The following is a 14,896-nucleotide window of genomic DNA, read 5'->3' on the forward strand; positions in this document are numbered from 1 at the left end:
AAGGTGTCAGACGGCGTGGACCATGAGACAATCGCCATGGAGCTTTCTTACAGTTCCATGTCATTTCCATGACTGATCGAGCGCAATTCGCACTGCAAATTGTTGGCTAAACTGGCCTAAAATTCGGTATCATCCCCGCCCCAAAGAGATCTTGGACATGACTGGCAAAATCGGAATTGCCGAAAGGCTCGGCGAACGCGGCGTTCTTCTGCCCTCCCTGCTGAGCGAAGCCCTTCAAGCAAACGATCGCATAAAACTTCGTTTCAGCATGCTGCAGGAAGCAATGGCTCAGGCACGCAACCCGCGTGAACATCCTTCCACATTTGCGGCCGAACGCCAACAGGCAGGCCTCGTCGAGCCGCAGTTCGACACCCTCATTTCGGGCGCCCATGCGGCGGGCGCGAACAAGGCCGTGATTCCTGGAGCGGCCACGCTGCTCGCAGCTTTACGCACCGACCTTGCCGCCATGCTTGCACCCATCGAGACGGCCGAGCCCAATGATGCGAAGCTGTTTTCAAGCCGCTTGAACACATTAAGCAAAGCGGTGCCGGTGGCCCATGGGGATACGGTCAGCGCTGCCGAGATCGGGGCGATAACCTCGGCGCGCCGGGAAGCTGGCGACAGCCTGCATCTGCTGGTGATGGACATGCATAAGGCCGTCAACCGGATCACGGGCGCCACAGCACCCGAGACCATCGATGGTGCCAAGGCCCATTGCGTCACTGCGGAGGATCGCTCCCGCATCAAAGCCTTTATGCAAGGCCTCAATCGCACCAAAGCGCTTGCATTCGGGCATCCAGGTCTCGGAACAACGGCTGTTCGCACCGGCACATCCCTCACGATCCAAAACGATATTGGGACGACCGATGCGCATGTTCTCGTCGCGCATGTCGATGGCCAGACCGTGACCGTGACCTACACCGACGTGCATCGACCCCGGGCGAAATTTTTTATCGCTCTTTTCGCGGGCCAAGGCATCGAATTTGGACCGCTGACGGAGCATGATTCGCAAGGCCTCGGTACAGACGATGTGTTTTATCTGCTGACGGGGCGCTTTACGGGCAGCGATGAGGCATCACTGACGGAATTCCTAAAATTTCTCGGCTCCCGGATTGTATTTCTCATCGACTGGAACAAGGCCCGCAAAGCGTTGCAGATCTTTACCGGAAAAGACGCAGCGGTGGATCTGCTTACTTTTGCCGCCGTAAACGATCTCGGCCACCGGGCCTTCCTCGAACTCGGGGGTACCGATCTTGTCTTCGAAGCCATCCGGCGCGTGGCGGAAGGTCGAATTCCCTATGGCGCGCGTCTCGATGACGTCCTTGGGCACGAAGCGACGCAAGATTTCCTTCGCAACGTGCTGCGGCAGACCAGCGTCGGCCTTGCGGCTGGCCGGTCGGGCCGTCTTATCCGCGATGAAATCCAGGCCGATCTTTCCCAAAGATTTGAGACCGCCGAAGCCACTCTTCTCATGCTGATCGTGCGGCATCTCGGTCTTTCCCGGATGCTGGCCGGCTGGCTCAATGAAACATTGTCGAACGGCGGCATCGCTCGCGCCGTGGACCGCGAACATCTTGCGGCCTGCGCGACGAAACTTGAGAAAAAGGCCGATCACCTGACCCTTTCCGCTCGCGAGATCGCGGTCCGGTTGAGCGACAACGGCAACCTGCTTCGTCTCATCGACGCGGTGGAAAACACCATGGACACGTTGGACGAATGCGCCTTCTTCATCAGCCTCGCACCGGAAACCGAAGGCGCAGACGCGGTTGCCCCGCCTCTTTCAAATCTCGCCCGGCTTACGCTCGAAGCCGTCAGTCATCTGGTGCGCGCCATGGAAGCCGCGGTGCAATTGCCATTGGGGCGGCGCGTCGACGCCATGGATTCCTTGCAATCCATAGATGCCGTTCTTGACGCGGAGCATCGCGCCGATGCGGCCGAACGTGACGCGATGCGGGCCTGCGTCGGCGCGGCCTGCCTTGACGCGCGGGGCCTCGTGCTTGGGCTTGAAGTCGCGCGAACACTTGAAACCGCGACAGATCATTTGGCCCATGCGGCACTGTCTCTCCGCGATCGCGTTTTGGAGGAATTATCTGCATGATTCATCTCAACTTCGAACCTCTCTTCATTGGTCCCGGCGGGACCGGGGTCGAGGTCACCGCGGGAGCCGCGGGTTCGAAGGCCGCCATGCTTTGGCGCATGCACCAGCTTGGCCTCGAAGTGCCACCGGCCTTCGTCATGCCCACGGCACTCTGTGCGCCGGCGAACGGCGGCGCGAAATCCGCGCTTGAGGCCATCGACCGGGGATTGCGAAAGGGAATTGCCTATCTAGAGGAGGTCACGGGCCGTCGCTTCGGCGATTCCCGTCGGCCTCTCCTCGTTTCGGTACGGTCCGGTGCCGAACGATCGATGCCGGGAATGCTCGAAACGGTTCTCGATGTGGGGCTCAATGATGAAACGGTTCGCGGGCTGATCCGGTTCTCCGGAAATCCTCGGTTGGCCTGGGACAGCTATCGGCGTTTCATCCAGAGCTATTCGGAAGTCGTCGGGCAGATCGTGCTGCCGGAATTGGACGAGCGCCTCCTCGAAATGATGCGGGCGGAGGATGCAGCCACCGAAGCGGAGCTCGATTGTGAGGCGTTGGAGCGCCTCACCAAGGATTTTCAGGAAATGGCCGCGCGGGGAAGCGGCCACGCCATCCCACATGATCCGGTCGCGCAATTGGCCGCCGCCACCCGCGCCGTCTACCTTTCCTGGGAAAGCGCAAAAGCCCGAGACTACCGGCGGCTGAACGCGTTGGAAGGGTTAAAGGGGACCGCCGTAACGGTTCAAGCCATGGTGTTTGGCAATGCCGGCGGCCAGTCCGGCGCAGGCGTTGCTTTTTCGCGCAATCCCTCCACGGGCGCCAAAGAACTTTACGTCGATTTTCTGTTCGATGCGCAAGGCGAAGATGTCGTATCGGGGCGCCGGACGCCAGGCGATGCGGAACTCCTCAAGACACGTTTGCCGGCCATCGCAACGGAACTGGCCGCGGCGACGAGCAAACTCGAAGAGGGTTTGGAGGACATCCAGGATATCGAATTCACGGTCGAGGAAGGCAAACTCTATTTTTTGCAGACCCGTCCCGCGAAGCGTTCCCCCCTTGCGGCGATCCGGATCGCCGTCGATCTCGTCCGGGAAGGTTTGATCGACCCCAAGACAGCCTTGGCCCGAATCGCCGGGATTGATCTCAGCCGGATCGGCAAGCTTCGATTCAATGGCGATGCGCAGGTAATCGCGACGGCGATTTCCGCTTCGCCCGGCGTGGCGAGCGGACGCGTCGTGTTTCAAAGCGAACGGGCCAAAGAGTTTGCAAAGCGCGGTGACCCGATCATTCTCGTGCGGCCTGATGTATCGACCGACGATATTGCGGGTTTTGCCGTCGCGGCGGGAATCCTGACCGCCACCGGAGGGCGGACCGCTCATGCCGCGGTCGTCGCCCGGCAGATGGGGAAGATTTGTCTCGTCGGCTGCAAGACGCTTTGTGTGGACGCCGACCTCCGCCACGCTTCGCTCGGCGACAAAAAGATCGTCGAAGGCGATTGGATTTCTCTCGAAGGCACGACAGGAGAAATTTTTCTCGGACAGCGGGACATTATCGCGGAGCGTCCGGAGGCCGAATTGGCCGAGATCGAGGGGTGGAGTTCCGGCCGCTTGGAAGAGGAAAAACCTTCGCGTCCGGCCCCCGTGTCTTAGGCGCGTCCCCTTTAGTCCAGCCCCAGCTTGCGCGAGGACTCGGCTGACAATGGCGTCATTCTCTTTCGACGAGCGCGGCGAGTTTTGCAAGCGCCAGCCGCCAGCCAAGCTCGTTATCGGCAGCCGAAACGCCGGGAGGTAATCCGTCATGGACGGCGAGGAGATCGGTGCCGCCGCCATCTGCGTCGACGAGGGTGATGGTGATCGTCATCTCGCCGCGCAAAGCGGGATCCGTTGTCTCGAACTCGTCCACCTCGACCACCTGCTCGTTCGGCACCAGCTTCACGAAGCGGCCGTGATAGGTGTCGGTGTGCGCGCTCGTCTTGCCCGTCTCTGTCGGCGCGTCATAGGTGAGCGAAATCCGCAGCGAGCCGCCTTCACGGGCGTCGAACGCATGCACATGGCTGGTCATGCCGGTCGGCACCTTCCATGTTCCGACCGCATGCCGATCGAGCAGCGCACGATAGACGGCCGCGCGGGGCGCGTTGATATGACGACTGATTCGGGTTGAACGCATGCGACAACTCTAGCATGAGCGGCATAATGAACCATTCACAATCAACCGCTGACCGCAGCTGAGCCAGAAAACACCGCTGCCGGCGTCAAGTTTAATCGCGTTCGGCAGGGCTTCCGCTTTTGCTTAAGATCGCTGCTTAATAAAAATCTCTTCACTCAGCTCGAACCATTTAACGGCTGGCACCGTTTGGGTCGCTGAGAAGTGGCAATTACGTAAGCGTAATCTGGAGCCGACGGAACACCGCATTGGCGCCCCGCGCAAGCGCGGCGTTCCTGCCTCCAGGGTCATTAGATCACGATGATTTTGGATTGACTCAATCCAAAATCATGAACGTGATCGATTCCAAAAGTTTAGAGCGGGATGCGGGCGGAAAACCGGTTTCCACTTTTCCTCATCCCGCTCTAGGCGCAGGGCACGGAACTTTCTGAGCACTCGAGCGATGACAAAATAATCAGCTCTGCTCAGAAAGGGATACGCTTATGACGGTTCCCGATATTTTGGCCAGCCTTTTCCCCGGTTGGACACCGCAAGAGATCATGAGAAGCATCGATGCGGGATTCACTGGCATCGTTCTTTATGGCGTGGCTGTGTTTCGCGCATTAATGTAAGCGATTGGCCGTACGGCTCGTCATCCGGCGGTGCCGTACGGTAGACAAAAAAGAGATCATAAGCGCTTTAAGGCTGTCCTCCCTGATCGCGGCCACAGCATCCTCCGGCGTAAACCAATTCGTCTTTCGCTGGTGGGATTCGGGCCAAGTCTTATCCTGTCGCCTCACGAGCATGGGGAAGACCTTTACCTCGCATGGAATAATAATTCCGTTTTCGTCCTGGCTTTTTTCGTATGAAAAAACTCCAATGGCGCGCGCTTTGATAGAGCCCCGCACGCCAGCTTCCTCATACGCCTCGCGCGCAGCCGCCTTCGCGGGCTTCAACCCTTTAATCGGCCAGCCTTTGGGAATCATCCAACGCTTCGTCCTACGGGTTGTGACAAGCAGGATCTCAAGCGCGCCTTCTTTCGTGACGCGATAGGGTAGCGCGCCAAATTGGAGGCGGACGGCATGTTTGTTGTTGGAGGTATTTTTAATACGAGAAATCGGTCTATATTCCGGTTCTGAATGTTTCCCCTGCAAATTAATAACAAGGGACCTGATATTTCCACCTACAGCCATATTGGTAAAGTCGAATGATGAGCTGACTTGAACCACGGTTTCGTCCCTGCAATTATGGGGATGCCGGGAGGAAATGTCTCGCTTCAGTGCAGCCGAGGGAGATTTCCCGCGTCTTGATCTTCGGACGGGCCCGTGGGGCGCGGCGCGGGCGCGGCCATTGCATTGGCGCACGCTTGCCCCTAAATCTCGCGGTCCGTAAGTCCTGGCCGCCGCAGCGCTTCTTCGCTGTAACGGCAAGAGCCTATTGCCCATGAAAGTTTCCTTGTGACCGACGATTTTTGCCCCACGTCAGACTTTCTCAGCGTCTTGATCGCGCGTGGTTTTTTGCACCAGTGCTCCGACCTTGCCGGGCTCGATCAGAAAGCCAAGAGCGGCGAACTTGTCGGCTATATTGGATTTGACTGCACGGCACCCTCGCTCCACGCCGGCTCGCTGGTCCAGATCATGCTCCTGCGCTGGCTGCAAAAGACCGGCGGCAAGCCCATCGCGCTGATGGGCGGCGGCACAACGCGCGTCGGCGATCCCTCCGGCAAGGACGAAAGCCGAAAACTCCTTCCGATCGAAACCATCGCCGCCAACAAGGAGGGGATCAAGCGTGTCTTTGCGAAATTTCTCGACTTCGGCGATTCGAAGCATGACGCGATCATGCCGGACAATGAAGAGTGGCTGGCATCTCTCAATTACATAGACTTCCTGCGCGACGCGGGGCGGCATTTTTCGGTCAATCGCATGCTGGCGATGGATTCGGTCAAACTCAGGCTCGAACGCGACCAGGAATTATCGTTTCTCGAATTCAACTATATGTGCCTCCAGGCCTATGATTTCGTCGAGCTCTACAAGCGCCATGGATGCATCCTGCAGATGGGGGGCTCGGATCAATGGGGCAACATCATCACCGGGATCGATCTCGGACGCCGTATGGGCACCGGCCAGCTCTATGCCCTGACTTCGCCCCTGCTCACGACTGCGTCCGGCGTAAAAATGGGCAAGACAGCACAAGGCGCTGTTTGGCTCGATGAAAGCCTTCTGCCGGTGTTCGAATATTGGCAATATTGGCGCAATTGCGAAGATGGGGATATTGGGCGGTTTCTCAAACTCTTCACGGAGTTGCCATTGAGCGAAATCGCCCGGCTCGAAGCTCTGGGCGGCGCCGAGATCAACGAGGCCAAGAAAATATTAGCCACCGAGGCAACCGCCATGGTGCATGGACGCGGGGCGGCGCTGCAAGCGGCAGAGACGGCGCGGCAGACCTTTGAAGAAGGCACGCTGGCGGAAAGCCTGCCTTCCGTGGAAATCGCGCGCGACGAGATCGACGCGGGGCTTGGCGTGCTGGCTGCTTTCGTCAAAGCCGGGCTGGTTACATCGACCGGCGAGGCAAGGCGTCAGATCAAGGGCGGCGCCATTAAGGTGAACGATAAACCCATCACCGACGAACGTGCCATGATCGGACCGGGAGACCTGTCGGGAGACGTCGTCAAACTCTCGCTCGGCAAAAAGCGGCATGTTCTGCTGAAGATCGCCAAAACCTCTTAGCGCATCGGCCGCATCGGATTGCTGTCGACGACCCCGAAAATCTGTCGAAAAATTCCCGGCGCAATCGCGGACAGGGGATTGATGCTGAGCGTCGGGGCGCTGGCCAAACCGGTGATCCGGTAGTTGACGCCGATCAAGCCTTCATCCGTTCCGCCGGCAAGAAGAAGCCCGAAGACCGGTATTTTGGCAAAAAGATTATTAAAGGCATAGACAGGCACAAACGTCCCTTTCATGTCGACCCGGTCGTGCACGAAATCCAGGGCACCTTCGACCGTCAGCCCGATCGATTCCCCATGCATCGTGCCTTCGCTCAGATCGAGACGGCTTCCATCCCGATGGAAACGTACCTGCAATTTATTGAAGGCCATGGCGTCGGCGTCGATCTTTTGCGCCCGGCCCGCGGTATCCAGCGGCGGCGCGCCCTCCATGACCAGCCGGCGCAACGCAGGCTCGTCGCGTAAAACAAAATTGTCGATCACGAGCAAGCCAGCGAGCACATCAGACCCAAGTCGCATGCCGACGGTCAGCCGTCCATGCTCCATATGCTTGTAGAGGTCGAGGAAAGACAACAGCGAACCGGCGTCCTCACTAACGAGATTAAGCTGCGGGGACGCACCGCCTTCGGTCAGATTGCACGAAATCGGTGCCTGGCCGAAGGTTCCCGAAACGGTGAACTGCTTGATCTGATCGCCGCGTTTTACGAAGATCAATTCCGTACCGGAAATGATCTTCTTGTTGTAGCCGCTCAGAATGGCGGCTTTGACATCATATTCGATCTCCCTGACCGGACCGACGTCCTTGCGATCGTCACTAGTGCTTCCAGCCGCACTGATGCTCGCCGCGACGTTGGTGCTTGCCGTGGCGCTACTGCTCGGGGGAGGCGAGAAAATCAACGATTTGAGGAATGGCCGCGCGTCAATCGTGGTCCCCTGCACGACGACTTTCACCGTTTCGCCAGCTCTTGTCGCCTCGATCTTGATGTCGTCGCCAGGGGAAAATTTCACCTGCGGAAACTTCGCCGCTTTAAAAGCGAGGCCAGCTCCAAGCTCGACACTGCCATGGGCTTGAATCGTGCCGGACTCGACATTGATTTGGTCAAGCAGAGTTCCGTCATCATTGACAGAAAGCGACAGACCGATCTTTCCGGGCCGCCCGGCTGGTTTTGAGAGGCCGGCAACCTCGATGGCTGTTTTGTTCAGATCGAGCTCAATCCGCGCTTTCGGCTTTTCATCGCCTCCAATGGGCGCGGTCAGTTTTGCGCCAATCGGCCCAGTGATGCCGGCCGCGCCAAAACCATGTTTCGCCCGCATCGCATCGTCCAAGGTCAAACTAATGGAAGCCTCGGCCGGCTTTCCGGTAAGTTTGGTCATTTCGATCACGGCCGGAGCGTCGAATATACGGCCTTGCCCGCTTGCCTTGAGGCCTGAAGGATCGACGCTAACGTTGAGGGTCGCGTCCTCGAGCTTTTCGGTTCCGATCAGCTTGTCGGCGGTAAAATTGGTAACCGCTGCATTGATCTTGAGGACCGTGTCCGCCGGCCCCGTATCTGGCCCGAGCTTCACATCGATTTCAAGATTGCCTTCGGTCTGTCCCGAGAGGGTCGACGAATCGAGCGGCAGGCTGGCAAAGGGCTTCAGCGCATCATAGGAGAGAAGCTCGCCAATCGCCTCGACGCTGCCCGTCACCTTCGCTGCCATCACGGCCGGTGCGGGTTTCAAGGCGGTATCTGGAACCTGAAAACTACCCTCGGTGAGGTTCAGAATGTGGTCGTGACCGGCATCGATCTCGGCATTCGCGACCTGGAAAACCGCAGTGCGGCCGGTAATATGGCCGGCGCCGTTGATGCCGCGCAGCGGGGGCACGCCGGGCAAGAACTCAAGGCTCGCATTGGCGATCGTGAAATCAACCAAAGCCTTTTCGTCGGGCGCCGGAAGCTCCGCCCGCATCGCCTGCAGATCCACGGCGTCGAAATCAATCTGCATCGTCCCTGATTCGACAATTCCTTCGCTGGCGCGGGACATGAGATAGGATCGGACCGGCGCGGAGATAAAGGACGGCCAGAGCCGCATGATGACTTTGACCGGCGTCGGCGCAATCGACGCTCCAAGCCTGATGTGGGGCCCATTGATCCAATCAACTCCGCCGGCCATGGCAAAGCCGCATTCAGGACCACTGAATGAAAGCCGGTCGATGACGAGTTTTTTATCGGTCAGAAAGAGCCGCGCGCCCAACTCGCCGCGATCGATCACAACCGGCTTCTGTCCCGGCCGCTCGGCGCCAGATACATTGGGCTCCGCCGTCGAAAGCCCGATCAACCAAGGGTCTCCTTCGCGTTCGGGAAGCGCCACCGAACCTGAAACCGCGAAATGGGTCGTGTTCGCCAACAGCCGCGATCGATCGAGCACAATGCGCCGCGCCGACGCATCCCAATGAAATCGGCCATCGATCTTGTCGATCATCATGGGTTCATCGTTGATGTCGTCGAACCGCAGATAGCCAGACCCAAGCTCGAATTGGCCAACCGCTTCCGACAGCATGCCATCGGGACGCAAGCCGACGTTGAACCCGCCTGAGAGCGGCATGTCGAAATCAGCACCCAGCCCGCGCGTTCCGGTCGCCAGCAGGATTTCGTCGAGAGAGAGATTGGCAAACGAAAGCTTGAGCTCGCGCGCCGCCCCCGGAGCCCCATGGGCAACCCCCGAAACCGACCAGCGGCCGTTGGGTCCCTCCACGGAAAGTTTGAATGTGGTGGCACCGGATGTTTTGTCGAAACCGAGGTTGACCCCATTGAAGACCATGGTTTGGTCCGTGGTCTGGTCGTCGATGATGATCCGACCTCGGGTTATCCCGACGCGATCAATTGCGGCGACCGGACTTTCGGGATTGGTCAGCGTATCGATGACGAGCCGGATCGATCCAGCCATCTGCTTAACCAACAAGGCCCGTGGCTTTAGGCCAGCGGCGCCCGAGGCCAAAGTCCCAGACGTGTCCGGGGGCAGCACACTGCCGTTTTGGGCGAGCGCGTCGGCTAGCGGCGGCGTCAGGGGAACCGCTTCCTTGAAATTGGGCGAGACGGGCCAAGCCAGGGAACCGTCCGGCAACAAAGCCAAGTGCAGTTCGACATCAAAGATTTCGAGGCGCCGCGGCGTCACGCGGCCAACGAAGAGCGCGAAAGGATCGATCGAGACTTCGGCGCGAGGGGCCGTCAGAATCGTGCGGCCCGTGCGTTCCTTCAGCGATAATTTATCCATGCTCAGGGCCGGCGCATAACCGTTCCTGACAATCGCCGTCTCCCCCAGACTGAATTCGTAGCCACGGCCGAAACGCTCGTCGAGAGCCTTGGCGATTTGCGGCCCGAGGCCGCTGATGGTGAGGGGTCCGAAGGCTAGGCGCGCGATGAGAATACCGCCTATGACGACCGCCACCAACGTCAACCCGAAAGCGACCCGGCAGGTGTTCCAAGCGAACTTCGTAGCGCCACGGCGTCGGCTCGCCATTTGCTTGATGTCAGCCACGACGCTCACCGCCTGCCTGAACCAGCGGACCACCTTACCCAGCCACATGCTGAACTGGGCCGGAGTCTTTTGAACATGTCCGACCAACCGCCAGAGGCCTTTCAAGAGCAAGCTAAAAACTGGAGACTTTTGATTTCTACGCCTATACGAACTTTGTCGAATTGCCGCGCGGTGCAAAGGGACGAAAGCTTGGATTTTACCGTTTGCAAATCAATCTGACGAAAGGAAAGCCCCATGCCTAAAAACCCGTCAACAAATCAGGCTGCCAAACTGGGCGACAACTTAGGCAAGAAATTGTCTCCTGGCGATAAAGCGCCGGATTTCGACCTGCCGGACGATACTGGGGGAACGATCTCGCTCGCAAGCTTTGCCGACAAGAACCTCGTTCTCTATTTTTACCCGAAAGACGATACTTCCGGTTGTACCCAGGAGGCGATCGACCTTAACGGGTTGCGGTCGGACTTCAAAAAGGCCGGCGCGGCAATCCTTGGCGTATCGCCAGATTCGGTCGCGAGCCATGTGAAGTTCAAGACGAAGCACAAGCTTGAGATTGCGCTCGCCTCCGACGAGATGAAGAAAATGCTCAGCGCCTACGGTGTCTGGGTGGAAAAAAGCATGTATGGACGAAAATACATGGGCGTGGAGCGCACGACCTTCCTTATTCGCAAGGATCGCAAAATCGCGGCGGTTTGGAACAAGGTCAAGGTCGCGGGACATGCGGCGGCGGTCCTTGCCGCGGTCAAGGCTTTGGCCTGACCATTCGCAAGCTTGATCTCTACTGGAAAACTCGCAAGGCTTTTACGACTTTATGAAAGCAATCTATGTTTTAATAAAAGTATATATTTATGCAACAAACTTCTATTGGCTAACGACTGATCATAATGGAATATGTTTCGGAGTTGAAGGGAGGGGCTATAGCTAGAACAAACCAAATACCTATTCCGAACATGGCGCCTGCTTCGCCAAACTGGCGCCGCGCGGCGCAGGTCCCGCTTGGAATACGGTTTGATCCCCGTCCGCCATAGCCGCCCTGGACCGTATACTCTACAATAAGCCCAGTATTAATTCAGCAAATACTTGTTTACCTCTGAAATCAGAGAGCAACAAAATTTTTCTCGCGGGCTTGCGGAACGCAGCGGGAACGGATAATGTACGTTCACTATTTGTGCAAGGTCAGCTATTAATTTTGCGCATGGTTGAGGGGCCAAACCAATGTTGACAAAAAAGCAGAGCGAATTGCTGCGCTTCATCCACGAGCGTTTGAAGGAAACCGGAGTTCCCCCGTCCTTCGACGAGATGAAGGACGCGTTGGATCTGCGATCCAAATCAGGCATCCACCGCCTCATCATCGCGCTTGAGGAACGCGGCTTCATCCGTCGCCTGCCCAATCGCGCCCGCGCGCTTGAGGTTCTTCGGTTACCGGATTCCTCGACCCCTGCCGAAGGTGGCCGAAGCAAGCGATTCGCCCCAAGCGTCATCGAGGGCAATCTCGGCCGTGTGCGAAGCCTGGCATCGAATGCTGCGGACGAAGAATTGGAGCGCTTCACTGTTTCGATTCCGGTGATGGGCCGTATTGCTGCCGGCACGCCGATCACAGCTTTGCAGAACCGCAGCCACACCATCAGCTTGCCGCCGGACATGTTGCCCCCAGGGGAATATTACGCGCTCGAAGTCCGCGGCGATTCGATGATCGAGGCCGGCATATTCGACAATGATACGGTCGTCATTCGAAAGCAGGATACGGCGGAAACGGGGGACATCGTCGTTGCTTTGATCGATGACGAGGAAGCGACCCTGAAACGGCTGCGTCGCCGTGGCGCCTCGATTGCGCTCGAAGCCGCCAATCCCGCCTATGAGACGCGTATTTTCGGACCCGATCGCGTCCGCATTCAGGGCAAGCTTGTGAACCTCGTGCGCAAATATTGAAGCGACGACGCATTAGCCTTCGCTGTCGGCGAAATCCAATTGCGATCAAGAAATCCTTATTCCAACGGCGAAGCATCCCCACCAAGGCTCTCGATCGAATCGTCAGGATCAGCCGCTTGACCAAGCGCGCGCGGGCCTTGGTCTTTAGGCGCAAACGTCGGCGCCCCGGTTCGACTCCAGCCACGTTTTGGCGCCGGCGACCAAGGCCGGTCTTCATCCGCCGCGCGGGCACTCCGCACCTGCATGCCATGCTCGCCAATGTCGATGGTGACCGCGCCAGTTTGTCTTAGCTTATCGCGATCGATGATGAGACCCGCGGCGCAGCCGGAGGGCGCGAAAAGCGGAGTGACGATAATCGCCGCGCGCGCGCAATCCTCGGCAAAGGCCGGCGTCTCCATAACAAGCGCGATCGCCCGCCCATCGGCAAGATGGCCCACACAGCCTAGTTTATCGCAAGCCGATTTGGTCAAGGCATCGCCGGCAGGGCGCCCATCGGCGTCAGCACGCAGCCATTGTTCGGTTGCAAACGCATTGCGACCGCGCCCCATCACAGAAAGCCGTCCGTCTGTCGCGCGAAACGCCACCGCGTCTCCATTGGGTGAAACGGCAATATCGAAAGCCGGGCCAGCAGCCGCGCCAATCAGCCCGATCAGGGCCAGCGGAATTGCCGTCGCGCGGAATATTGCAGTCCGCCACAGAACCGAAGACAGCACGGCGAGGCTCAGAAAAACAATTGCCCAAGGCGCAAAGGCCGGCAGATGGATCGTCGCGCCGGGCCAGCTGCCGACGGTTCGCGCCGCCCACATCACAGCGTCAATGCCAAGGCCGACATAGCGCCAGATCCAGGCATCGAGACCCAGAGGATAAAGCACGGCACCGATCAGTGCACCCGGCACGGCAAAAATCTCGATCAAAGCGAGCGTCAACGGATTGCCAATCAGCACATAGGGACTGAGTTCATGAAAATTATAAGCCATGAAGGAGGCTGTGGCCGACGTCGCGCAAAACGTCGCAAATAGCAGGCCGAGCGGGCCGTGGTGCAAATGCTGCTGTATAAATTCCAGGGCTATTCGCTTGCGCTCGCCCTCCACGGGACGCGAAGCCTGCCGCATGGGCGGCGCGCGGCGGCGTTCGTTGGCCGCCATGCGCGCTTCGTAAACCGCGATCAGGGCGGCCACTGCGGCGAACGACAGCTGAAAGCTCGCCCCCATGATCGCTTCCGGCTCGACCAAGATGACCAAGGCCGCGGCCATCGCGAGATTGCGCATTGTCAATGCTTGCCGGTCCATCAGGACCGAACCCAGCATGATGAGGGTCATAAACAAAGCACGTTCGGTGCCGACACGCGATCCGGTCGCGATATCATAAAAGATCGCGCCAATGATCGCGAACACGGCGGCCCATTTCTTGATCGGGTAACGCAAGGCGAGAGTTTGGTTCAAGGCCAAGACTCGACGCAAACCGATGAAGAAGATTCCGGCCACCAGCGTCATCTGGACACCGGAAATCGTAATAATATGAAATATCCCAGCCTCGCGGATCACCTCCTTGGCTTCGTCCGACAAGAGATCGCGCTTGCCGGTCACCATCGCCGCCGCGATTGCGCCGGAGTCGCCACCAACGATCGCATCAATGCGGCGCGCAAGGGCATTGCGGCCGCGGTCGATCGCCATCATTGCCGCGGCCAAGAGGTCGGGGGGATGGAGAACTGGCACGACTTCGATCCGCCCCAGCACGTTACCGACCGCGCCAATCCGCGCGAACCACGCATCCCTGGCGAAATCATAGCCTCCCGGGAGGCTGGGGCGCGCCGGAGGCAACAGCCGCGCCTTGAGTTTGACATGGGCTCCGGCTTCCAAAGGTGGCGCGCGGCGCGTTGAAAGACGCACACGAAAAGGGGTCTGTTCAGCGGAAAGCCCATCGGCGGATTGAAGCCTCAGGATGAAGCGCGCACCGGTGCGACGAAAATTCATTTCCTCGATAAAGCCTTCGAGCGTGGCAATTCTCACCCTGTCGAGAACTGGGGCCGCAATCCGCGCGGCCCGCAAGGAGGCCGACAGCTCGCCCGCAAAAACCGCGCAGAAACCGCAAAGCACGAAAAACGCGACGCGGTTTCCGCGCGCCAGGAACGCCAATATTCCCAATAAAATGGTCGAAGGCGCAATAAACCACAGGGATGGTTCTCGGTCGGCACAAAGATAAAGGACGACGCCCGTTCCGGCGGCAACCGGCAGCCAGAGAAACGGCCGCCGAAGCGCGGCTTCCGTTTCGAAGGAACGCATAAACAGAGCCCGAATGCCGAAAAAATGCGCGCCAACTCGGCTGCCAAAGCCGCCCACCTTGGCAAAGTTGCTATTGCCTATCGCCGTCTGAGAGGTGCCAGCCATACGCCCAGTTTAAGACGCTTTCAGCATTTATGGAATTACGAAAGCATTCAATTATCACTCTGTCGCGAGGCCTCCTGCCTTAAAATTCCGCCAGAGACGGGTTTTCAGGCGGCGCCC

General features: G+C 58.7%; 9 protein-coding genes and 1 pseudogene. 6 read left to right on the plus strand and 4 right to left on the minus strand.

Annotated elements, in window-relative coordinates:
• Positions 1 to 157 precede the first annotated feature (157 nt).
• Positions 158 to 2,098: a hypothetical protein gene (locus CU048_03975; protein QBR70568.1), complete on the plus strand. Its 1,941-nt coding sequence runs from the start codon at positions 158 to 160 to the stop codon at positions 2,096 to 2,098.
• Positions 2,095 to 3,732, plus strand: coding sequence for a pyruvate, phosphate dikinase (locus tag CU048_03980; GenBank protein QBR70569.1), 1,638 nt, complete (start codon positions 2,095 to 2,097; stop codon positions 3,730 to 3,732). The genes CU048_03975 and CU048_03980 overlap by 4 nt, the downstream gene beginning before the upstream one ends.
• A gap of 55 nt (positions 3,733 to 3,787) precedes the next feature.
• Here CU048_03980 and CU048_03985 read toward each other — a convergent pair whose 3' ends face one another.
• Positions 3,788 to 4,249, minus strand: a complete 462-nt coding sequence (locus tag CU048_03985) for an activator of HSP90 ATPase (protein QBR70570.1) — start codon at positions 4,247 to 4,249, stop codon at positions 3,788 to 3,790.
• A gap of 263 nt (positions 4,250 to 4,512) precedes the next feature.
• Here CU048_03985 and CU048_03990 point away from each other — a divergent pair.
• Positions 4,513 to 4,653, plus strand: a pseudogene (locus CU048_03990) (SAM-dependent methyltransferase).
• 195 nt (positions 4,654 to 4,848) lie between these two features.
• Here the strand turns inward: CU048_03990 and CU048_03995 are convergent.
• Positions 4,849 to 5,418 carry an NUDIX hydrolase gene (locus CU048_03995; protein ID QBR70571.1) on the minus strand — a complete coding sequence of 190 codons (570 nt, stop codon included), beginning with the start codon at positions 5,416 to 5,418 and terminating at the stop codon, positions 4,849 to 4,851.
• Positions 5,419 to 5,682: 264 nt separating this feature from the next.
• Between CU048_03995 and CU048_04000 the strand changes: the two genes are divergently transcribed.
• Complete coding sequence (locus CU048_04000; protein ID QBR70572.1) at positions 5,683 to 6,951, plus strand: tyrosine--tRNA ligase; 1,269 nt, start codon at positions 5,683 to 5,685, stop codon at positions 6,949 to 6,951.
• Here the strand turns inward: CU048_04000 and CU048_04005 are convergent.
• Positions 6,948 to 10,577, minus strand: a complete 3,630-nt coding sequence (locus CU048_04005; GenBank protein ID QBR70573.1) for a hypothetical protein — start codon at positions 10,575 to 10,577, stop codon at positions 6,948 to 6,950. The two genes, CU048_04000 and CU048_04005, sit on opposite strands and share 4 nt — an antisense overlap.
• Positions 10,578 to 10,700: 123 nt before the next feature.
• Between CU048_04005 and CU048_04010 the strand changes: the two genes are divergently transcribed.
• Both CU048_04010 and CU048_04015 read left to right on the plus strand, forming a co-directional pair.
• On the plus strand, positions 10,701 to 11,222 hold the full coding sequence (locus tag CU048_04010) for a peroxiredoxin (protein QBR70574.1): 522 nt from the start codon (positions 10,701 to 10,703) through the stop codon (positions 11,220 to 11,222).
• 456 nt (positions 11,223 to 11,678) lie between these two features.
• Entirely contained in the window at positions 11,679 to 12,392 is a 714-nt protein-coding gene (locus tag CU048_04015; protein QBR70575.1) for a repressor LexA, read from the plus strand.
• Between the two features lie 56 nt (positions 12,393 to 12,448).
• Here CU048_04015 and CU048_04020 read toward each other — a convergent pair whose 3' ends face one another.
• Positions 12,449 to 14,779, minus strand: a complete 2,331-nt coding sequence (locus CU048_04020) for a competence protein ComEC (protein ID QBR70576.1) — start codon at positions 14,777 to 14,779, stop codon at positions 12,449 to 12,451.
• Positions 14,780 to 14,896 lie beyond the last annotated feature (117 nt).

This window comes from Beijerinckiaceae bacterium, assembly GCA_004564215.1.
GTDB lineage: Bacteria > Pseudomonadota > Alphaproteobacteria > Rhizobiales > Beijerinckiaceae > Methylocapsa.